Source organism: Nonomuraea longispora (assembly GCF_004348345.1).
Taxonomy (GTDB): domain Bacteria; phylum Actinomycetota; class Actinomycetes; order Streptosporangiales; family Streptosporangiaceae; genus Nonomuraea; species Nonomuraea longispora.
On the sequence record NZ_SMJZ01000020.1, the window covers coordinates 1 to 20,408 of the forward strand.

Consider the following 20,408-nt stretch of genomic DNA (forward strand, 5'->3'; position numbering starts at 1 on the left):
ACCGCGATCTTCGTCGCGCCCCACCCTGGCCTGCTCGCCATGGCGCTGCCCAAGTTCTCCAGGATCGCCTCGGTGTGCCTGTTCATGGTGGCGCTGTCCGGGCTGATCACAGGGCTCGGCACGATGGCGCTCACGCCCGGGGTGAGGCTCCCCGACGCGCTCCTGACCAGCGACTACGGTCTCCTGGTCGTGGCCAAGGCGGCGCTGGTGACCCTGCTGGTGCCGCTGGCGGCGCACATCCGCTTCCGCCTGCTGCCCGCCGTGCGCAAGGGCCGGGCCACCGCCCTCGTGGGATGGGCGGCGGCCGAGGTCGGCGTGATGGGGCTGGCGTACGGCGTGGCGGTGGCGCTCACCCGCGCCTCGATCGTCTGACCGGCGACGCCGCCCCGCCGGGCGCCACAAGGGTAGGGCGGACGCGCTAGTGGGTGGCGGGAGCGATCACGGGTGAGGCGGCTCGGCCCGGGCTCGCGCGGCGCCTGTGTGCCAGCCATTCGACCGCCAGCCAGGCGGCCAGCAGGCCGAGCCCCGACCAGACGGCCGACGACGTGACGAGCGGGGGTGCGCCGAGCAGGCCCTGCCGGCCGATGAGCAGGTCGTACACACCGCCCATGACCGCGTTCTGGGCCGCGAGCGCGGCGTACGCGCCGGCCGTCGCGACCGCGGCGCCGAGCAGGGCGCGCAGGGCGGGCGGCCGCACCAGGAACGCGACGTCCACCAGCAGCCCGGCGATCACGAGGAAGAACGGCACCGCCGACGGCGGGAACCCGGTGTAGGTCAGCAGCGGCCAGATGAGCGTGCGCACCCCGACGTAGGCGACGGCCACCAGCGTGGCGGCGCCGAACCTGCCGATCAAAGTCCTCGCCACCACCAGCACCGAGACTCCGACGACCACCGCGTAGACGGGGTAGAGGAAGTCGGGCACGGGCAGAGCGAACCCGGTCATCATCGTGCGGTCGATCGGCCGCCCCATCTGGTCGGCGGCGAACTGCAGCAGGATCGGCTCGGCGTAGACGGCGCCGTTGTCCCAGGCGCCGATCGACAGGATGCCGTATTCCTGGTGCTGCTCGGGGAAGTGCACGTTCTCCAGGAAGAAGGCGAGGAACGCGCCGAGCACGACCACGCGCTCCCTGCCGGGCGGCGCTCCCATGAACCAGCCACGGATCACGCCCGCGATCATGAAGAACGTTCCAAGGTAGAGCATGAGGTGGGACGGGCTCCACGAGGTGATGTCGAGCCCGTTGACGCGGTGGTTGATCAGGTCGAGCGGGACCGCGACGAGGAAGATGCCGGTGCCCCACTGGATCAGGCGCAGCGCGGCCTTGTCGACGCCGTAGCCGGTGTAGCCGTGGATGATGGTGAGGGCCAGGGCGAGGGCGGTGCCCGCGGAGTTGAGCACGTGGGGCGGGGCGAGATCGTCACGCAGCCACTTGAAGTGCCACGAGACGTCCCACGCCGACCCGAGCAGCTTGAGCGTGAACGCCGCCAGCCATCCGAAGTAGAGCACCCTGAACAGGTCGTGCGGCGTCTCGCGCCCCGCCTGGCCTCTGGTCCAATAGGGCAAGGCCCACTGCGCGGCCTTTTTGATCGACGCTGGAGACTTCACGGAAGCAAATCTTACGGTCACCGTTCCCGGTCAGTCGCCGGGAGTGGCCGCCGGTGAGGGTTCGCCGGCGGCGCAGGCGCGCAGGGAGTACATGAGGGGCAGCCTGGGGGCGCCGCCGGGGACGCGATACGTGCCGCCGGCGGCCTCCAGCGTCGAGAAGCGCTGGAAGAGCGTGAAGTCGTGCTCGTGGAGGAACTCCACCCGCAGCCCCGCCGCGCCCACCGCGCTCACGACGTCGCCGAGGCCGTGCAGGAACTGCACGGACGTCTGGTGTTCGAGCTCCTCGCCGCCGGTGTAGGTGTGCGGTTCGACCCAGACCTGCGGCTCGCGGTCGAAGTAGTCGTGCGTGACGGTGGTGCCCGTGGCTTCGTCCAGGATGTCGGGGAAGGGGTGAAACTCGGCGAGATAGAGGAAGCCGCCCGGTTTGAGCAGCGCGGCCACGGTCTGCGCCCACCGTGTCAGGTCGGGCAGCCAGACCAGCGCTCCCACGCCGGTGTAGACGATGTCGTACGCGGCCCGGCCGAGCTTCTCGGCGGCGTCGTACACGTCGGCCGTGACGAACCTCGCCGGCAGGCCGCACTCGGCGGCGATGCCCTCCGCCTGGGCGACGGCGGCCGCGGAGAAGTCGAGGCCGGTCACCTCCGCCCCGAGGCGGGCCCAGGCGAGGGTGTCGAGCCCGATGTGGCACTGCAGGTGGGCCAGGCGGCGGCCGGACACGTCGCCGACCTCCTCACGCTCGAACGGCCGCAGCGGGCTCCGGCCGGCGACGAAGCCCTCGACGTCGTAGAAGTCGCTGCCGACGTGGACGGGCACCCTGGAGTTCCAGTTGGCCCTGTTGGTCTCCAGATAGTCCATGGTGTCCGAGCGTAGAGGCGGACGGGCCGTCTCAGCGATCTCTCAGGTGTGGTCAGTAGGCTCGCCGCATGAAGCGTGTGGCCGCGTCTGCGGCGGCGCTCGCCCTCATCGCCGTGACGACGTGGCTGGTGTGGCCGTCGGGTGCCGAGGTGCGGGGCCAGGATCAGACCATCACCGTCGTCGACGGACCAGCCGACGACCAGCGGGTCCAGCTCGACACGACGTTCTTCCCGCCTCCGGGCGGAGGGAAGGCGCCTGCCGTGCTGCTCGGCCACGGTTTCGGCGGCAGCAAGCGGAGCGTCAGGGATGAGGCTGTCCGCATCGCCAAGGAGGGCTACGCCGTACTGACGTGGTCGGCGCGCGGTTTCGGCCGCTCGACCGGCGAGATCGCGCTCAACTCGCCCGACTACGAGGTCAAGGACGTCAAGCAGCTCATCGACTGGCTGGCCGAGCGCCCAGAGGTCCTGCTCGACGCGCCGAGCGACCCACGCGTGGGCATCGCGGGCGGCTCGTACGGCGGCGCCATCGCGCTGATGACGGCGGCCCATGACCAGCGCGTCGACGCCATCGTCCCGCGGATCACCTGGTCCGACCTGGCCGACGCGCTCTTCCCCAACACGGCGGCCCCGCTTTCCGCGACCGGCGACGCCGGCACCTCCGCCGCCGACGGCCTGCCGGAGGCGGAGAACGGTGTGTTCAAGCGCATGTGGGCGGGCATCTTCTTCGGCCAGGGCGTCTCGCTCGACAGCCTCGCCCTGGGCGGACGGCCCGAGGCCACCCGCCCGCTCACGCCCGAGCAGGCCAGGTGCGGCAGGTTCCGTCCCGAGATCTGCAACGTGTACGAACAGGTCGCCAAGACGGGCAGGCCCACGCAGGAGGCCGTCGACCTGCTGCGCAAGTCGAGCCCGATCACCGTGGCGGGCCGGATCAAGGCGCCGGCCCTGCTCATCCAGGGCCAGCGCGACTCGTTGTTCCCCCTCAGCCACGCCGACGCCAACGCCAGGGCGATCGCCGCCGGCGGCACGCCGGTCAGCCTGGCCTGGTTCGACGGGGGGCACGACGGCGGCGACGGCGAGGTCGACTGGGTGTTCGAGCAGTCGTCGGCCTGGTTCGCCCGCTACCTGAAGGGCGAGGGGGCCGGACAGGCGGCGCCGCCGGTCAGCGGGTTCACGGTGACCCGCGACGGCGGCCGCGACCCCGGCACCCGCCAGCGCGTGCGCCTGCACCCGGAGACCGGCTCCTACCCCGGTCTCGGCGGCACCGCCACCAGCGCCGTCGAACTGTCGGGCCCCGCCCAGAACATCGCCAACCCGCCCGGCGGCGCACCCGCCTCGATCTCGTCGGTGCCCGGCGTCGGCGGCCTGCTCGGCGGCCAGAACACGCCCGGCGTCGCGATCGACATGCCCGGCCAGAGCGCCGCGTTCGAGTCCCGGCCGCTCACCGAGCCGCTGCAGCTCACCGGCAGCTCGACGGCCACGATCAGGGTGTCGGGGCAGGGCGGGACCGAGGCGACCCTGTTCGCCAAGCTCTACGACGTGGCCGACAGCGTCCAGCCGCCTTCCCTGCCCGCCGGGCTGGTGGCGCCGATCCGGGTGGCCATCCCCGAGGGCGCGACCAGCGCGGAGGTCGCGGTCACACTGCCCGCCGTCGACCACAACTTCGCCGTCGGCCACCGGCTGCGGCTGGTGCTGACGACGACGGACATGGGATTCGCGACGCCCGCCGAGCCCGCCACGTACCAGGTGTCGCTGGTCTCCCCCAAACTGACCGTCCCGACGGTCGGCACGCTGGCCGCCGCCCCTGGCGGGGTGGCGTGGTGGGTGTGGGCGATGCCGCTGGCCGCCGTCGTGGCCGCGGCGGCGCTGCTGGTGACCGGCCGCACCCGGGGCCGCCGCCCCACGGCTGTGCCGGCGGGCGACGGGCCGGCGGGCGAGGCGCCCGGCCCGGCCGTGCCGCTGGAGATCAGCGGGCTGACCAAGGCGTACAGGAACGGCGAGCTCGCCGTCGACGACCTGTCGTTCCGCGTCGAGCAGGGCCAGGTTCTGGGCCTGCTCGGGCCGAACGGCGCCGGCAAGACGACCACGATGCGGATGATGCTGGGGCTCATCCAGCCCGACGGCGGCGAGGTCCGCATCTTCGGCGAACGGGTGACGCCGGGCGCTCCCGTGCTGTCCCGGCTGGGGTCGTTCGTCGAAGGTCCGGGCTTCCTGCCGCACCTGTCGGGGCGGGACAACATCGAGCTCTACTGGGCCGCCACCGGCCGGCCGGCCGCCGACGCCCGCTTCGACGAGGCGCTGGAGATCGCCGATCTCGGCAAGGCGCTCGAACGGGCCGTACGCACCTATTCGCAGGGCATGCGCCAGCGGCTCGCCATCGCCCAGGCCATGCTCGGGCTGCCCGACCTGCTCGTGCTCGACGAACCCACGAACGGGCTCGACCCGCCCCAGATCCGGGAGATGCGCGAGGTGCTCAAGCGCTACGCGCGCGACGGCCGTACCGTGATCGTCTCCAGCCACCTGCTGGCCGAGGTCGAGCAGACCTGCAGCCACGTCGTGGTCATGCACCGCGGCAGGCTGGTCTCCACCGGCCCGGTGTCGCAGCTGCTCAGCGCGGCCCCACGACCGGCCAGCGCCGGCAACGGGCACGCCACGCGCCTGGAAGACGTGTTCCTCGACCTCATCGGAGACACCTCATGACCGCCGCGCCCGGTTACGCGCCCCGCCGTACGCTGCCGTTGCGGGTCGAGATCGTCAGGCAGTTCAAGCGCCGCCGCACGATCGTGATGTTCGGGCTGCTGCTCGCGCTGCCGTGGATCCTCGTGATCGCGTTCCAGTTCGGGCCGCAGGGCAACGACAACGGCCAGGCGCTGCGCATCTCCGACCTCGCGACCGAGAGCGGCCTCAACTTCGCGGCCTTCGCGCTGTCGGTGTCGGCCAGTTTCCTGCTGGTCGTCGCGGTGGCGCTGTTCTGCGGCGACACCGTGGCCGGGGAGGCCAACTGGTCGTCGCTGCGCTACCTGCTGGCCGCGCCGGTGCCCCGCGACCGGCTGCTGCGGCAGAAGCTGATCGTGGCGCTGGGCTATTCCGCGGCGGCCGTGATCTGCCTGCCCGTGATGGCGCTGCTGGCGGGCACGCTGGCGTTCGGCTGGAACGACATCCAGGTGCCCGGCACGGGCGAGAGCATCCCGGCGCTCGACGTGCTGCCGCGCTTCGGCATCGTGATCGCGTACGCCCTGGTCAGCCAGCTCGTCGTGGCGGCGCTGGCCTTCCTCGTCTCCACGATGACCGACTCCCCGCTGGGGGCGGTCGGCGGGGCCGTCGGCCTGTGGATCGTCTGCACCATCCTGCAGGCCGTCGAGGCGCTGGGGGTGCTGCGCGAGTTCCTGCCGACGTTCTGGAACAACGCCTGGCTCGACGCGCTCGCGCCCGAGCTCGAGTGGAGCGGCATGATCAAGGGCGCTTCCGTGTCGATCACGTACGCGGCGATCCTCGTCGCCGTGGCCTTCCGCCGGTTCCGCCGCAAGGACGTGGTCAGCTAGTCTCCGCCCAGTCGAACGCCTTGGTCACGGCCTTCTTCCAGCCCGCGAACCCCTTCTCCCGTTGCTCCTCGCTCCAGCCGGGCTCCCAGCGGCGGTCCTCCACCCAGTGGGCGCGCAGCTCGTCGGTGTCCTGCCAGAAGCCCACCGCCAGCCCCGCGGCGTAGGCCGCGCCGAGCGCGGTGGTCTCGGCGACGACCGGCCGGCTGACCGGCACGCCGAGGATGTCCGACTGGAGCTGCATGCACAGGTCGTTGGCGGTGACGCCGCCGTCCACCCGCAGCACGTCGAGCACCACGCCCGAGTCATGCTGCATGGCCTCCACGACGTCCCTGCTCTGGTAGCAGATGGCCTCCAGCGTGGCGCGGGCGAGGTGGGCGTCGGTGTTGTAGCGCGACATGCCGACGATGGCGCCGCGGGCGTCGGCCCGCCAGTAAGGGGCGAACAGGCCGGAGAAGGCCGGCACGAAGTACATGCCTCCCGAGTCCTCCACCTGCCTGGCCAGGGTCTCGCTCTGCGGCGCGGAGGTGATGATGTGCAGCTGGTCGCGCAGCCACTGCACCGCCGAGCCCGTCACGGCGATCGAGCCCTCCAGCGCGAACACGGCGGGCTGGTCGCCGAACTTGTACGCGACCGTGGTGAGCAGCCCGCTCTGCGAGCGCACCCGTTCGGTGCCGGTGTTGAGCAGCAGGAAGTTGCCGGTGCCGTAGGTGTTCTTGGCCTCGCCCGGCGAGAAGCAGACCTGCCCGACGGTCGCGGCCTGCTGGTCGCCCAGGATCGCGGTGATCGGCACCTCTCCCGCGGCCGCTCCGAACGGGGTCGTGACGCCGTAGGCGGCGGGGTCGGACGACGGCCGGATCTCGGGCAACATCGGGCGCGGGATGCCGAAGAAGGACAGCAGCTCGTCGTCCCAGTCGAGGGTGTCCAGGTCCATGAGCATCGTACGGCTGGCGTTGGTCACGTCAGTGGCGTGCACGCCGCCGTCGACGCCCCCGGTCAGGTTCCACAACGTCCAGGTGTCGGTGGTGCCGAAGACGGCCTCGCCCCGGTCGACCGCCTCGCGGACGCCGTCCACGTTCTCCAGGATCCACTGGATCTTGCCGCCGGAGAAGTACGCGTCCGGATGCAGCCCCGTACGGTCGCGGATGACCTGACCGCGGCCGTCCCGCTCCAGCGCGGCGGCGATCCTGTCGGTGCGCGTGTCCTGCCAGACGATCGCGTTGTAGTACGGACGGCCGGTGCGCCGGTTCCACACGACCGTGGTCTCGCGCTGGTTCGTGATGCCGATCGCGGCGAGGTCGGTGGGCTGGAGGCCGGCGCGCTGGAGGGTGCTCTGGATGACGGCGGCGGTCCGCGTCCTGATCTCGATGGGGTTGTGCTCGACCCAGCCCGCCCTGGGCAGGATCTGCTCGTGTTCGAGCTGGAACTTGGCGACCTCGCCTCCGTCGTGATCGAAGATCATGAAGCGGGTGCTCGTCGTGCCCTGGTCTACCGCCCCGACGAAATCGGGCATGTCATTCTCCTTCGTTCTTGTCAGGGTCCGCAGGTCTGACGATGTCACGATCCTCGGGCCGCGGCAGGAACCTGGAGATCAACGCCTGGTAGAGGCCCGCGCCGAGGAGGCCGCCGAGCAGGGGCCCGATGATCGGCACCCAGAAGTACAGGTCTCCGTACTGATCACGCCACGCGCCGTGGTAGCCGGTGAGGAAGCTCGCCAGGCGCGGCCCGAAGTCGCGCGCCGGGTTGATGGCGTATCCGGCGTTGGTGCCGAACGCCATGCCGATCGCGACGACGATCAGACCGATGACGAAGGGCCCCATGTTGGCGTCCGGCGCCATGTTCCGGGTGTCGATGAGCGCGAAGACCAGGAAGAGCAGGATCGCGGTGCCGATGATCTGGTCGCGGAACCCGCCCCACATGTCCACCGGCAGGGTGCCGTTGCCCGGCAGGGTGGAGAAGACGATCTGGGTCTTGAGCGTGTGCCCGGGGTCGGCCATCGCCAGGATCTCGGTGAAGTTCCAGCGTACGATCAGCGCGGCGACGAAGGCCCCCGCGGTCTGCGCGAGGACGTACGGCAGGACCTTCCGCCAGGGAAAGCCCTGGAAGACGGCGAACCCCAGCGTGACCGCGGGGTTGATGTGCCCGCCGGAGGTCCTGGCCGCGGTGTAGACGCCGAGCACCACGCCGAGCCCCCAGGCCCAGGCGATGCTGTCGTGGTCGCCGACCTCCGCGGCGACGACCGAGGCGACCACGCCGCAGCCGAACAGGATGAGCACCGCTGTCCCGGCGAACTCGGCGAGCAGCTCGCCGGCCAGCCCTCTGCGATCGAGACGCCCGGCCACGGCCATCCCCTTCCTCTCGCGTACCCGTTGTGTGCCATTCCCGTAATCAGGCAATGCATACGGTCTGTATATGACACATAACGCTAAGCGAGGGAAAGGTGCGCTTCAGGTCAGAGCGTGCGTACGAAGGCGACCAGGCTCGTCCCCGGGCCGTTGTGGCCGGGGACAGGGCCGCCGACCTCGAAGCCCATGCGGCGGTGGGAGGCGACGGAGCGCTGTTGACCGGTGCGGTGACGGCCCTGACGACGTGCCGGCCGTGGTCGCGGGCGATGCCGAAGAACCGCTCGTACACCGAGCGGGCGAGCCCGCTCTTCCTGGCGGCGGGCGCGACGCCGACGAAGTGGATGTACGCCTCGCGGGGCTGCGACGGCGAGACGAACCCGATCAGGAACCCCGCCATCCCCCCAGGGCCCTCGGCGACCAGGCTCGTCCGGTGGAAATGGTCGAGGAACAACCGGGGCAGCGAGGCGAGGATCGGCCGCCCCCACCAGTCGTCGACGACGGCGGCGATGGCGTCGTCGTCGCCGGGGGTGGCGGGGCGCAGCGCGTGGCCCGTTGTGTGGCCCGTTGTGTGGATCTTCTCGCGCTAGCCCCAGTGCGGCGGTCTGTTCTCGAGGTAGAAGGCGTCGGGGTCGTCGGAGCGCCACTCGCCCCAGCCCTCGTCGGTGTCGTCCGCCGTCTGGTCAGGTAGGAAATCTTTCACACCCGACATGCTATCCAGGCGTACAAACCCCTACCCGGCCTGTGCGCGGGCTTCGAGACAGGTGGGAGGCACGGCGGTACGATGCGTAGGCAGGTGTCGCCTACCCCCCGTGAGGCTGCCCATGGCCACCCCGACAGGTTGGCGGCGAGAAGGGAATCTGCCGGCGGAGCTCACCAGCTTCGTCGGCCGTACGCGCCTGCTCGCCAACCTCAAACGGCACCTCGCCGAGTCGCGCCTGGTGACCGTGACGGGCATCGGCGGTGTGGGCAAGTCGCGCACGGTGCTGCGGCTGGCGCACCAGGTGCGCGCCCACTACCCCGACGGGGTGTGGTTCGCCGACCTGGCCAGGCTGCAGGACGCGGGCATGGTCAAGCACACGATCTCCTCCGCCCTCGGCATCGCCGACCAGTCCTCGCGGGCGGAGTCGGAGTCGCTGTCGGAATGGGTGGGCGAGCGCGACATGCTGCTCATCATCGACACGTGCGAGCATCTGATCCAGGGGTGCGCCGAGCTCGTCCACGAGCTGCTGGAGGCCGCGCCCAACCTGAAGGTGCTGGCCACCAGCCGGCAGTCGCTGCACCTGCCGTACGAGCACGTGGTGCCCGTGCCGCCGCTGCAGGTGCCCGGCGAGGACCCCGCGGAGAGCCTGTTCACCAACGAGTCGGTGCAGCTGTTCGCCGTCAGGGCCGGGGCCAGCGTGCCCGACTTCCAGCTCGACGAGGACAACATCGAGGCCGTGGCCGAGCTCTGCCGGCGGCTCGACGGCATCCCGCTCGCCATCGAACTGGCGGCGGTGCGGCTGCGCGCCCTGTCGGTGGAGCAGATCCTCGGCCTGCTGACCGACCGCTTCAGCCTGCTGGCCGGGGCGAGCCGCACGGCCCTGCCCCGCCACCAGACGCTGCGGGCGGCCATCGGCTGGAGCCACGAGCTGTGCGAGCCGGCCGAACGCCTGCTGTGGGCGCGGCTGTCGGTCTTCGCCGGCGACTTCGAGCTCGACGCGGCCCGGTTCGTCTGCTCCGACGGGCGGCTGCCGGCGGAGGACATCACGGATCTGGTCACCGGGCTGGTGGAGAAGTCGATCCTGCTGATCAGGAGCAACCACGCCGGTGTGCGCTACAAACTCATCGACACCCTGGCCGAATACGGTGAGGAGTGGCTCGACAAGCTCGGCCAGTCCGAGCAGCTGCGGCGACGGCACTTCGACTACTATCTGAGCCTGGCCCAGCGCGGCGAGGACGCCTGGTCGGGTCCCCGACAGATCTACTGGTTCGTCCGCATGCGCCAGGAGCACGACAACGTCAGGGTGGCGCTGGAATACGCCCTCAAGACCCCGGGCAAGGAGCCGCTGGCGCTGGTCCTGCTGTCGTCGTTGTGGTTCATGTGGGTCTGCTGCGGGTTCGCCCGCGAAGGGCGCCTGTATCTCGAGCGGGCCCTCGAGGCCAACCCGATGCCGAGCAAGGAACGCTGCAAGGCGCTCTGGGTGCTGTCGTACCTGAAGAGCGCCCAGGGCGACAGCGTCGGTGCGCAGCGCACAGCCGAGATGTGCAGCACGGAAGCCGTCAGGGTGGGCGATTCCAGAGCGGTGATCCTGGCCTCCAAGATGCAAGGGACGGCGGCGCTGCTCCAGGGCGACCTGCAGAAGGCCAGCGCGCTCCTGGGCGTGGCGATCGAGTTCAACACCGACAACAAGGAACTGAACCCAGGTCTGCTGCCCGCCATCGTGGAGCTGGCGATCGTGTTGACCTCGCAGGGCGAGTTCTACGAGGCCGAGTCCCTGCTGCAGGACTGCCTGCAGGTGTGTACTGAACGAGGCGAGTTGTGGGTCAGCTCCTACGCACACTGGGCGCTGTCGGTGACCAGACTGCATACGACGCGGCTTGACCTGGCGCTGGACAACGCCCGGGAGAGCCTGCGAATCAAACGCCACTTCCACGACAAGCTGGGCACACTCATCACGCTGGAGACGTCCGCGAGAATCTACGCCGCGCAGAAGAAGGTGGAACTGGCAAGTCGGCTGCTCGGTGCGCTGCACCAGAACTGGAGGTCGGCAGGCCTGCCGATGTTGGGGGCTCCGTTCCTGACGGTCGACCATGAGAAGTGCGTCAAGGAGTGTGAGCGAAGCCTGGGCATCGACGCCTACAAACAGGCGTTCGTGCGTGGCACCGAGCTCGATCTTGACGAGGCGACCACGCTCGCGCTTGGCGACATGGACGCCCCGTCGTAGGCCACGGACGAGTGGATCAGGACGTCTGGAGCCACTGAGTGCCGCTCGGCCACGCGTGCACGTAGCGCGCGCTGCCGAGTGAGTATTCGATGTGGCCTCGCACCCAGTGTTCGAGACCCTGCACATAGGCGAGCACCGCCGGCGAACCCCATTCTTCGGCCGACTTGCGCAGTCGCACCATCTCCGCGACGGCGTGGTCGTGCATCGACGCCACCTCGTCGAGAGCCTCCTGCAGGGTGCATTCGCGGTGGGTGACGAGCACGTTCACCAAATTGTGCCGAGCCCTGTCGTGCTTACGTTCCTTTGCGTACGAGAAAAGGTCGTTGTCCCAGACCACTAGATCGTTGGCGTGCTCCGTGAGAGCTCTGACGTCGGGATGGTGCCATTCTTCGGGCGTGAGCCGCTGGCGCCCCGCGATGTCGATGAGGGCGTACACGGGATACATGGCGCCGGTACGCCGACGCATGAAGACGTAGTCCTCCGGCGTCGGCACCACATCCGACTCTCTGTTGGCGGCCTCCCAAACCTGAGCGAAGATGTACTCCTTCGTGGCGGTGCACCAGCGGTCGAGTTGGTCACGCTCGGCGTGGGCGGAGATGCGGTCCTTGAGCCCCTGCAGGGACTTGGCGAAAACGTTCGTCACGGGCTGCTCCCACTCAAGGTCGTGCAGGACCTTGAACATCTCCGGCAGCGCTCTGGCGATGAGAGCCGTGTGCTTGCTGAGGTCCTCGGACTCGCAGAACCCGTCGTCGAAGGCGAAGAGCCAGATGCACCAGTCCATGAGCAGCTTGAGCATCTCCCGGTCGACGAGCGGGTAGGCCCGGGCGGTGAGCCAGCCAAACCGTGCGCTTCGGTATCGTTCGAGCATTTCCGGTTCCTGGAGCATGCCCGACTCGAGCAGCCAGCTGAAGCTGTCCTCACTGGCCTCGGTGACGTGGGGATTTACCTGGCTTGCGAACGGACAGCGTAAGGCAGGGATTCGGGGGGGTGTGGCTTGCGCATGGGTAATAGCCATATAGGCATGGTCGACTGCCTAGCGGATATTGGCTATATGGCGCGATGTAGTCTCTTCGTTACCCTTCGGGGTATACCGCCCTAAGGAGTCGCCCATTCCTCCATGTTGAACCTCTTCGCAGTGTCCGCCGCCGACGGCGTGCCCACATGGGGGTCGGCACCTGCCTCGACCAGTGCCTTGACCACCTCCAGTTCCTTCTCGAAAACGGCGCTCGCGAGCGGTGTCTGGCCGCGGTCGTTGGTGCGGTTCGGGTCGGCGCCGCTTGTGACGAGCATCGTGACGGTCCCGGCGTGACCGTAATAAGCCGCCGGCATCAGGAAAGTGTCACCTTTGCCGTTGGTCGGGTCGACCGGAACCCCGGCCCCGGCGTACGCGCGCAAAGTCGCGGTGTCACCCGCTCTGACCAGGTCGGAACAGCTTCGTGGCGAACGGCTGCGGCTCCGGGCCCTCGTCCGTACGGCCCGGTCTGCCTCGATAGGGTGCCGTGCACGGAATCGTTCTGTCCCGCCGTAGGTTCTGGAGAGAGTACCTAGGGAAAGGCTGTCCAACCGTGTTCGACCCGAAGGATCTCTACAAGCTCGCAGACGACGCGCCCGAGCTGCCCGATCCGGTGTTGCTGTACCACTTCGACGGTTTCGTCGACGCTGGTGGTGCCGGACGTCTTGCGCTGGGCCACCTGCTGGCCGAGCTTGAGCACCGGGTCGTGGCGACGTTCGACGTCGACCGTCTGCTCGATTACCGGTCGCGGCGGCCCATCATGACCTTCGACACCGACCGCTGGGTCGAGTGTGAAAGCCCCGAGCTGGCCGTTCATGCGGCCAGGGACGTGACGGGAACGCAGTTCCTGGTGATGAGCGGCCCCGAGCCGGACAGGGAGTGGGAGCTCTTCACCAAGGCCGTGGCCGATCTGGTGGCGCGGCTGAAGGTGAGCAAGCTGGTGACCGCCCACGGCATCCCGATGGCGGTCCCGCACACCCGCCCGCTGGGCGTCACGATGCACGCCAGCCGACCCGAGCTGATCAACGCGCAGACGAGCGCGTTCGGGCGTGTCCAGGTGCCCGGCAGCGTCGCGGCGCTGCTGGAACTGCGGCTGGGCGCGGAGGGCAACGACGCGGTGGGGTACGCGGTGCACGTGCCGCACTATCTGTCGCAGGCCGAATATCCGACCGCCGCCGTGGCCGCGCTGGAGGCCGTGACGAAGGGGACGGGGCTGGTGTTCCCGACGGAGTCGCTGCGCGAGGCGGCCCGCCGTACGAACACCGAGATCGAGGAGCAGATCCAGGCCTCGGCTGAGCTGTCCACCGCCATCAAGGGGCTGGAGCAGCAGTACGACGCCTTCGCGGATGGCAGCGAGCGCGAGAATCTCATCGCCGAGTCGACGCCCATGCCCACGGGTGACGAGCTCGCCGCCCAGTTCGAGCGTTTTCTGGCCGAGCGCGACGACGAGTGACCCGCGCCCGCGGCGATACGCTGGGGCGATGAGCGACATCCGGGTCGGGCTGGTCGGCTACGGCACCGCCGGGGCCTTCTTTCACGCCCCGCTGATCCACGCCACGGCCGGCCTGGCGCTGGCGGCCGTCGTCACGCGCGACCCCGCCCGGCAGGCGGAGGTGGCCGCGAAGTACGGCGCGGCCGCGGTGGGCGACGTCGACGCGTTGTGGGGTCTGTGCGACCTGGTGGTGGTCGCCTCCCCCAACAGGACCCACGTGTCCACGGCCGGCGCGGCGCTCACTCGCGGCCTGCCCGTCGTCGTCGACAAGCCGCTGGCCAGGACCGCCGAGGAGGGCCGCGAGCTCGTACGCCTGGCCAAGGAGCGCGGTCTCATGCTGACCGTGTTCCACAACCGCCGCTGGGACGGCGACTATCTGACCGTGTGCCGGCTGGCCCGCGAGGGGCGGCTGGGCGAGGTGCTGCGGTTCGAGTCGAGGTTCGAGCGGTGGCGGCCGCGGCCCAAGGGCGGCTGGCGGGAGAGCGGCGGTCCTGAGGAGGTGGGCGGCGTCCTCTACGACCTGGGCAGCCACCTCATCGACCAGGCCCTGCACCTGCTCGGCCCGGCCACGCAGGTCTACTGCGAGAGCGACGTCAGGCGGGCGGGGGTGGCCGCCGACGACGACACGTTCGTGGCGCTGGCACACGCCGGCGGCGCCCGTTCGCATCTCTGGATGAGCTCGATGGCCGCCAGGCTTGGCCCTCGGTTCCGGGTGCTGGGGTCGGCGGGCGCCTTCGTGAAGTACGGGATGGACGTCCAGGAGGAGCGGCTGCGGGCCGGGGCCGCGCCCGGCACGCCCGGGTTCGGGGACGACGAGGAGTCACGCTGGGGGCAGCTCGGCACCGAGCCCGACCACCGCACCGTGCTCACCGAGCCGGGCGCCTACCTCGACTTCTACCGGGGTGTGGAGGCGGCGCTGCGCGAGGGCGGCGCGCCGCCCGTCGACCCGGAGAGCGCGGTCGACACGCTGGCCGTCATCGAAGCGGCCCGCCTGTCGGCCACGCAGGGGATCGTCGCCCACCTGAGCTGATGGCCGGCTCGTCGCCTGAGCCGGCGGGCGCAGGGGGTCGGCGTCCATCCGGGCTTACGGCGGCCGGGGCCGTCAGTCGCGCAGGCGGGAGCGCATGGCCTCGGTGTCGGCGCCGGTCCAGCCGCGCCCGGCCAGCCATTCGAGCGGCCCGCCGAACCGGTCGTCGAGCACCCCGAGGAACTGCTCGATGTACCCGGCCCGCGGCATGTGGTCGTCGGCAGGGCGCGAGTCGAGGTCGCCGCGGTAGGTGTCGCTGCCACGGAGCCGCTTGAGTACGAGCTCAAGCCGTTCCCCCGTGGCCACGTAGTCCTCGACGATCGCCTCCCTGGTCGCCCCCGCCACCTCCAGGGCGAGTGCCGACAGCACACCCGTGCGGTCCTTGCCGGCCGCGCAGTGCACCAGGGACGCGCCGTCGCCGAGCGCCATCGCGCGCAGCGCGGCGACCACGGCGTCGGGCCGGTCACGCAGGTAGCCGAAGTAGAAGCCGGTCACCCGCAGCTCCTCGTCCAGCCCGCGCTCCGCCCACGGCAGCACCCGCTCCCCGTCGATGGCGTCGGCCTCGACGTCGGTGTGCCGGCCTCCCTCGGCGAACAGGGTCAGGTGGTGGTGCCGCACCTCGGGCACCCGCGTCAGCGGCCCGGGGCCCTCCAGCGACACCTCCGCGTTCGAGCGGAGATCCACCACGTGCCGCAGGCCCAGCTCGTCGACGAGCAGCGTCACGTCGCCGGGCGTGAGCCCCTGCAGGTTGTCGGCACGGAAAACTCGCCCGCGACGCGTGCGTCCGCCGTCTCGGGTGGGCAGTCCGCCCAGGTCACGCGCGTTCACCGCGCCTTCCAGGTCTATCCACCTCGTCATCTCGTCCATTATCGCGACCCTATATGTCCGTCATGATGAGCAGAATCGCCGTCCATAACGCAGCATGAACATATGGATCCGCGAGCTCTGCCTCCACGGCTGGTCATCGATCCGACGCTGCCCCCGGCGATCTCGATCGAGCTGCGGTCGAGCCCGCACCTGCTCCGGATGGCGAGATCCGGCCGGCAGCCCGACACCACGGGCCATCCCGCCCTGATCTTCGTGCTGCCCGGCTTCCTGCTGGTGCTCTCCCTGCTGACCAGATCACCGTTGTTGTTCCTGGCGGGCACCGGCGTGGGGATGATCGTGCTGTTCCGCTGGATGGCCCAGGACACCTACAGCAGATCGACCAGGCGGAAGCTCCGCGTCGCCCAGGCCCACGCCGACCGCTACGTCCTGCCGGAGGACCTCGACCATCCCTGCCAGATGTTGCTGCGCAGGGCGCAGAACGCCGCCGAGGCCGTCCTGGGTTCCCGGGTGCACGCGGCGGGTCTGATCGACACGGTCGACAACCGGGTGTCACTGCCGGAGGAGGTCTGGCAGATCGCGCACCGGCTGCGGCGGCTGTCGGCCATGCACGCCGAGCAGGGCAGGATCATCCCCCGCGAGCTGCCGGCCGGCATGGAGGACGCGTTCAGGCCCTACACCAAGGCGCTCGACGCCGCGTGGACGTCGCTTGCGCGGCGCGTACGCCACCTGGAGAAGTACGCCAAGCAGGTGCGCAAGGCCGACAAGGCGTACTCCGCCCACCGGCGGCTGGAGGCGCTGGCCGCCAGAACCCCCGAATACCAGGCGCTGATCGCCGACACCGTGCGCGACGAGATGGCGTACGAGCGCGTCAGGGAGCTGACCGACCATGCGGCGCACGTACGCAAGATGTTCGAGGAGAGCATCCTGCAGGCGAGGCAGGCGGCGGGCGAGCTGATCAGGGATCCGCTCACCTGAGCCCTGTCCGGGCCCTCGCGGGTGATGCGAGCGGATGGGGTACGGCCTGGCCGGCCGTACCCCATCGTTCGCCTACAGGCCGATCACGTGGCAGGTGGCCGTCATCGTCTTGCCGGGATCGCTCTCCGAGGTGGCGGTGAGCTTGACCCTGGCCAGCCGGGCGCCACCGGAGTCGCGTACGGCGTTCACGGTGACGAGCTCGTGCTTGCCGAACGCGACGGAGGCCAGGACGTTCGGCAGCTGGACGGTCCAGCCCTTGCCCTGCACCTCGGCCTTGAGCCGGTAGACGTCGGCGTTCAGGTAGGCGCTGACGTCCTCGGGGTGCTGCCCCTGCGCGGGGGCGGCCCTGCCGGTGTTGAACAGCGGGAACTTGCAGGTGGACAGGTTCTTGCCGGTGGGGATGCCGGCGGCGGGCAGCACCTTGACGCCGCGCCGCTGCGGGCCGGAGCCGTCGAGCGAGCGGATGGCGACCGTGTACGACAGGGTGCCGTCGCGGCGGCGCTTGAGGTCGGTGACGTAGAAGTGCAGCCGGTTGGCCTCGTCCACGTACTCGTACTCGCTGCCGGAGTCGGTGCCGGCGTGGAAGAGGGCGTCGGAGAGCTGGCGGTAGTCGCCGATCGTGATGGGCACCTTGGTCCCGTCGGGCATGACGTAGTCGGTCATGCCGATGTCCTGCGGGTTGGCGTCGATCACCCACTCGAACGGCGCCCGGTCCTCGTTCTTGGTCTTGGCCAGCAGGACGCCGGAGTCGGGTGTGAAGGAGTCGGAGCCCATGCGGTCCACGACCTCGACCGTGTAGTTCTCGTAGCCGCCGCCGTCGCAGAGGGGGTCGGTGCGCGGGTCGCAGGCAGGGCTCTTGTCACCGGTGTCGAAGGAGACGTTGACGCCCGACAGCTCCTTCTTGCCCGGCTGGACCGCGCGGGCCAACACCTCGGCGGTGACCAGGCCAGACTCGTCGAGCGCCTCGCGTGACAGGCGCAGCACGTTCCGCTCGTCGATCATCTCCAGCTTGATCTTGTTGCGGAGCATGTGCTGGGCGCCCATGGACGCGCCGGCGGTCGGGGGGATCAGCCAGCGCGAGTGCGGGCCGCCGGGCCCGTTGAAGCTGCCGCGGCTGAGCATCTCCCACACGCCGGTGTACGCCCTGCGCGGCGGCACGCCGTACGGGTTGTTGTAGTTGTCGGCGATGCCCATGATGTGGCTGAGCTCGTGGGCGTAGACGGCCATGCCGGAGCTCTCGGCCTGCACCGAGTCGATGCCGAAGCGGGCGTTGGGCCAGAAGGTGGAGCCGGCCTGCCACGAGGTCCAGTCGACGTAGCGGGTGTCGACCCAGTTGGGCAGGGCGGCGTCCGGCGGGCCCCACTCGTCGGGCACGTCCTCTTTTGTCGGGAATTTCATCATCCCGAACTCCTGCCAGGTGGACGACTCGTCCTGGCCGGCGCTCAGGTAGAAGACGAAGTCGAACTGCTCGGCGGTCTTCTGTCCGACGTCGGCGATCCAGGCGGCGTTGCCCTCGGTGCGCAGGTTCCTGTTGCACGAGTCGCCCGCGGGGCACCCGTTGCCGCCCTGGAACTCCATGGCGTACTCGTGGTCCTTTCCCGACATCATGTAGGGCCCGAACCCGGTCAGCTCCACGCCGTACCTGCCGCCCGAGTCCTCCATCCAGTACTCGTGGATGGTGTGTCCCTTGTTGAGCTTGTTCGGAGTGTTGAGGAAGTCCCGGTAGAACGTGGCCACCTCGTCACGGGGGATGTCGTGGGCCTCGGCGCTCGGGTTCCCGAAGATCGTCGAGCCTTGGGCCTGCGTCGCCACGAACGGCTGGTTGGGGTAGTCGAGCAGCACGAGCGCGCCCTTGAAGGTGCGCGTCGACCCCTTGACGGAGGGATCGGCCCAGTTGGTGCCGGGCGGCTTCTTGTAGTCCGCCCACGTCATGTGGTCGGGGTTCTTCCAGTTCTGCGGGTCGATGGGCTTGATGCCGCCGGGCGGGCGGGTGCGCCGGGCCTCGGCGTCGTCGGGTGCGTCGACCTGCCAGGGCTGGGTCTTCGGCCAGTGGTCCTGGCGCCAGGGGTACTCGGGATCGGTGGGGGGTGCTGCGGAAGCAGGGGTCGCCATGAGGCTCACCGGGATCATCACGATGATCGCGGGTAAACCCGTCAGCAGCTTCTTCAGGGCGTTCACGGATTGACGGTATAGAGGGAATTGTCGGAGATCAACGATCAGACGACTGCCGTTGGGCGACTTCGCCGACCGAGCGATTCGCACTGTTCGTCCTGATTGCGGGCATATACTGCCTTCACGTTTAATGCCTGGAGGGGAAGTCTCGCCAGGAGTCCTGATGCCGTCTGCCGAACGTGCCGGTCCAGCCCTGGGCAGGCGCGCGCCCGCCGCCGTCCTCCTCCACTCCGCCCCGCTCGTCGTGCCCGTCAGCACCGGGCCCGTCCGCGACGGCGCCGTGGTGACCAAGGGCGAGCGGGTGCTCGCGGTCGGCCCGCGAGCGGAGCTGCTCGCCTCCCACCCTGCCGCGGAGGAGTTCCGGTGGCCGGGGATGATCGTCGCGGGCCTGGTCGACGCGTGCTCCGCCGGCCCGTCGGACGTCCCGGGGGTGACCGCGCGGGGCGGCGTGCTCTCCGACCTGGCCGACGGCCCGGCGCTGCCCGGGATCTCGTACGTCGAGGTGACCAGCGCCGGCGAGGAGGAGTGGGAGGAGCACGACAGGGACGCGGTCATCACCGCCATCCGCGAGGTGGACCGGCCGCCCTGCGTGGTGGGGATCGCCGCCCACGCCCGCGACCCGCAGGTGCTGGAGGACGTGGCCGTGCTGGCCAGGACGTTCGGGCTGCGGCTGCTGGTCCGCCTGGACCGCCACTCCCCCGCCGAGCTGGACGAGGCCGGGGTGCTCGGCCCGCTGTGCCACGTCGCGAGCGCCAGGTCGCTGGACCCGGGCGAGCGCAAGCTGCTGCGGCTACGCGGGACCGCCGTGGCGCTCTGCCCGCCGGAGCCGTCACAGGTGCAGGACGTGCTGGCCCTGCTCGACGAGGGCAACACCGTAGCCTTCGGCAGTTGCGCCCCGCCCGGCACACCGCCGACCGGGCCGCTGGGGCTGGCCGGGGCGATCAGGAGCGAGGCGAGGAAGCTCGGCCCGCGGCCCAAGGAGCTCGACCGCCGGCTGGTCGAGGCCGCCACTCTGGGCGGCGCCGCAGCGCTGGGCATGGACGGGGGCAGGGGCAGGATCGGGTCGCTGGCCGCCGGCGCCCGCGCCGACTTCGCCGTCTTCGACGCCCGCGGACGTTACCCGTACGCGGCCCTGCTCTCCCAGCCGCCCTGTCTCGGCACCGTCGTCGGCGGCGTGATCACCCGCGGGCACTGAACCGCCGGCTCACCTGAACTGGGCGTCCACCAGGCGGAGCAGCCCTCGCAACCGCTCGCGCTGCTCCTTCGACAACACCGCGAACAACTCCTCGCCCGCCTGCCCGCGCGCCTCGCGCGCCCGCTCGGCCAGGTCGCGTCCCTCCGGCGTGATGACGACCAGTGTGGAGCGGCGGTTGGCCGGATCGACCTGCCTGAGCGCCAGGCCCGACTCCTCCAGCGCGTCGACGACGGGCGTGAGCGAACGCGGCACGATCCGCAGCTCGTCGGCGAGGTGCACCATCCGCAGCGGCCGTTCGGCGTCGGCCAGCACCCGCAGCGCCCGCGCCTGACCGGGGCTGAGCCCGAGCGGCTCCAACCGGCGCGCGTAGCCGTGCCGGAGCCGCCTGCCGACGAGCTGGAAGAGCTCCGCGAGCTCCGTGTCTGCCATACCGACAAGCTTAACG

Annotated in this window: 18 protein-coding genes; 8 read left to right on the forward strand and 10 right to left on the reverse strand. The window is 70.3% G+C overall.

What is annotated here, in order from left to right; translation table 11 throughout:
* Window positions 1-372, forward strand: a 372-nt coding sequence (locus tag E1267_RS08140; RefSeq protein WP_132331393.1) for a CopD family protein, incomplete at its 5' end; no start/stop codon positions are given.
* A gap of 46 nt (window positions 373-418) precedes the next feature.
* On the opposite strand, the gene E1267_RS08145 is transcribed toward E1267_RS08140, so the two are convergent.
* Window positions 419-1,603, reverse strand: coding sequence for a hypothetical protein (locus tag E1267_RS08145; protein ID WP_246063607.1), 1,185 nt, complete (start codon window positions 1,601-1,603; stop codon window positions 419-421).
* Between the two features lie 30 nt (window positions 1,604-1,633).
* Window positions 1,634-2,458, reverse strand: coding sequence for a class I SAM-dependent methyltransferase (locus tag E1267_RS08150; protein ID WP_132331395.1), 825 nt, complete (start codon window positions 2,456-2,458; stop codon window positions 1,634-1,636).
* Window positions 2,459-2,526: 68 nt separating this feature from the next.
* Here E1267_RS08150 and E1267_RS08155 point away from each other — a divergent pair, with 68 nt between their 5' ends.
* Both E1267_RS08155 and E1267_RS08160 read left to right on the forward strand, forming a co-directional pair.
* Complete coding sequence (locus E1267_RS08155; protein ID WP_132331397.1) at window positions 2,527-5,154, forward strand: alpha/beta fold hydrolase; 2,628 nt, start codon at window positions 2,527-2,529, stop codon at window positions 5,152-5,154.
* The gene (locus tag E1267_RS08160; RefSeq protein WP_132331399.1) at window positions 5,151-5,996 is read left to right on the forward strand and encodes an ABC transporter permease; all 846 of its coding nucleotides are present in this window, start codon (window positions 5,151-5,153) and stop codon (window positions 5,994-5,996) included. The genes E1267_RS08155 and E1267_RS08160 overlap by 4 nt, the downstream gene beginning before the upstream one ends.
* Here E1267_RS08160 and glpK read toward each other — a convergent pair.
* Genes glpK through E1267_RS08175 form a run of 3 tightly spaced genes read right to left on the reverse strand, consistent with a single transcriptional unit; the run spans window position 5,989 to window position 8,789 of the window.
* Window positions 5,989-7,506: a glycerol kinase GlpK gene (glpK, locus tag E1267_RS08165; protein ID WP_132331401.1), complete on the reverse strand. Its 1,518-nt coding sequence runs from the start codon at window positions 7,504-7,506 to the stop codon at window positions 5,989-5,991. The two genes, E1267_RS08160 and glpK, sit on opposite strands and share 8 nt — an antisense overlap.
* Window position 7,507: 1 nt before the next feature.
* Window positions 7,508-8,335, reverse strand: coding sequence for an MIP/aquaporin family protein (locus E1267_RS08170; protein ID WP_132331403.1), 828 nt, complete (start codon window positions 8,333-8,335; stop codon window positions 7,508-7,510).
* 46 nt (window positions 8,336-8,381) lie between these two features.
* On the reverse strand, window positions 8,382-8,789 hold the full coding sequence (locus tag E1267_RS08175; protein WP_425465070.1) for a GNAT family N-acetyltransferase: 408 nt from the start codon (window positions 8,787-8,789) through the stop codon (window positions 8,382-8,384).
* A 358-nt stretch (window positions 8,790-9,147) separates the two neighbouring features.
* On the opposite strand from E1267_RS08175, the gene E1267_RS08180 reads away from it, so the two are divergent.
* Window positions 9,148-11,262, forward strand: a complete 2,115-nt coding sequence (locus E1267_RS08180) for an ATP-binding protein (protein WP_246063609.1) — start codon at window positions 9,148-9,150, stop codon at window positions 11,260-11,262.
* 16 nt (window positions 11,263-11,278) lie between these two features.
* On the opposite strand, the gene E1267_RS08185 is transcribed toward E1267_RS08180, so the two are convergent.
* Both E1267_RS08185 and E1267_RS08190 read right to left on the reverse strand, forming a co-directional pair.
* Window positions 11,279-12,130, reverse strand: coding sequence for a terpene synthase family protein (locus E1267_RS08185; RefSeq protein ID WP_165959511.1), 852 nt, complete (start codon window positions 12,128-12,130; stop codon window positions 11,279-11,281).
* 227 nt (window positions 12,131-12,357) lie between these two features.
* Complete coding sequence (locus E1267_RS08190; RefSeq protein WP_342774778.1) at window positions 12,358-12,657, reverse strand: ankyrin repeat domain-containing protein; 300 nt, start codon at window positions 12,655-12,657, stop codon at window positions 12,358-12,360.
* A 170-nt stretch (window positions 12,658-12,827) separates the two neighbouring features.
* Between E1267_RS08190 and E1267_RS08195 the strand changes: the two genes are divergently transcribed.
* Window positions 12,828-13,727, forward strand: coding sequence for a proteasome assembly chaperone family protein (locus tag E1267_RS08195; RefSeq protein ID WP_132331407.1), 900 nt, complete (start codon window positions 12,828-12,830; stop codon window positions 13,725-13,727).
* Window positions 13,728-13,755: 28 nt separating this feature from the next.
* Complete coding sequence (locus E1267_RS08200) at window positions 13,756-14,796, forward strand: Gfo/Idh/MocA family oxidoreductase (protein WP_132331409.1); 1,041 nt, start codon at window positions 13,756-13,758, stop codon at window positions 14,794-14,796.
* 72 nt (window positions 14,797-14,868) lie between these two features.
* Here E1267_RS08200 and E1267_RS08205 read toward each other — a convergent pair whose 3' ends face one another.
* The gene (locus E1267_RS08205; protein ID WP_342774779.1) at window positions 14,869-15,651 is read right to left on the reverse strand and encodes a tyrosine-protein phosphatase; all 783 of its coding nucleotides are present in this window, start codon (window positions 15,649-15,651) and stop codon (window positions 14,869-14,871) included.
* 72 nt (window positions 15,652-15,723) lie between these two features.
* On the opposite strand from E1267_RS08205, the gene E1267_RS08210 reads away from it, so the two are divergent.
* Window positions 15,724-16,596 (forward strand): hypothetical protein, encoded by an 873-nt coding sequence (locus E1267_RS08210; RefSeq protein ID WP_132331413.1) that lies wholly within the window; start codon window positions 15,724-15,726, stop codon window positions 16,594-16,596.
* Window positions 16,597-16,668: 72 nt separating this feature from the next.
* On the opposite strand, the gene E1267_RS08215 is transcribed toward E1267_RS08210, so the two are convergent.
* Window positions 16,669-18,774, reverse strand: coding sequence for a M6 family metalloprotease domain-containing protein (locus E1267_RS08215; protein WP_246063611.1), 2,106 nt, complete (start codon window positions 18,772-18,774; stop codon window positions 16,669-16,671).
* A 157-nt stretch (window positions 18,775-18,931) separates the two neighbouring features.
* On the opposite strand from E1267_RS08215, the gene E1267_RS08220 reads away from it, so the two are divergent.
* Window positions 18,932-19,963, forward strand: coding sequence for an amidohydrolase family protein (locus E1267_RS08220; RefSeq protein WP_165959512.1), 1,032 nt, complete (start codon window positions 18,932-18,934; stop codon window positions 19,961-19,963).
* A gap of 9 nt (window positions 19,964-19,972) precedes the next feature.
* Here the strand turns inward: E1267_RS08220 and E1267_RS08225 are convergent, their stop codons facing one another.
* Window positions 19,973-20,392, reverse strand: coding sequence for a MarR family winged helix-turn-helix transcriptional regulator (locus E1267_RS08225; RefSeq protein WP_132331417.1), 420 nt, complete (start codon window positions 20,390-20,392; stop codon window positions 19,973-19,975).
* Window positions 20,393-20,408 lie beyond the last annotated feature (16 nt).

Excerpts from the sequence above, each read along its gene's own strand:
- E1267_RS08205 (WP_342774779.1), bottom strand. The coding sequence starts at position 15,651 with ATGACGAGGTGGATAGACCTGGAAGGCGCGGTGAACGCGCGTGACCTG.
- glpK (WP_132331401.1), bottom strand. The coding sequence starts at position 7,506 with ATGCCCGATTTCGTCGGGGCGGTAGACCAGGGCACGACGAGCACCCGC.
- E1267_RS08185 (WP_165959511.1), bottom strand. The coding sequence starts at position 12,130 with ATGCTCGAACGATACCGAAGCGCACGGTTTGGCTGGCTCACCGCCCGG.
- E1267_RS08210 (WP_132331413.1), top strand. The coding sequence starts at position 15,724 with ATGGATCCGCGAGCTCTGCCTCCACGGCTGGTCATCGATCCGACGCTG.
- E1267_RS08225 (WP_132331417.1), bottom strand. The coding sequence starts at position 20,392 with ATGGCAGACACGGAGCTCGCGGAGCTCTTCCAGCTCGTCGGCAGGCGG.
- E1267_RS08220 (WP_165959512.1), top strand. The coding sequence starts at position 18,932 with ATGCCGTCTGCCGAACGTGCCGGTCCAGCCCTGGGCAGGCGCGCGCCC.
- E1267_RS08200 (WP_132331409.1), top strand. The coding sequence starts at position 13,756 with ATGAGCGACATCCGGGTCGGGCTGGTCGGCTACGGCACCGCCGGGGCC.
- E1267_RS08160 (WP_132331399.1), top strand. The coding sequence starts at position 5,151 with ATGACCGCCGCGCCCGGTTACGCGCCCCGCCGTACGCTGCCGTTGCGG.
- E1267_RS08150 (WP_132331395.1), bottom strand. The coding sequence starts at position 2,458 with ATGGACTATCTGGAGACCAACAGGGCCAACTGGAACTCCAGGGTGCCC.
- E1267_RS08155 (WP_132331397.1), top strand. The coding sequence starts at position 2,527 with ATGAAGCGTGTGGCCGCGTCTGCGGCGGCGCTCGCCCTCATCGCCGTG.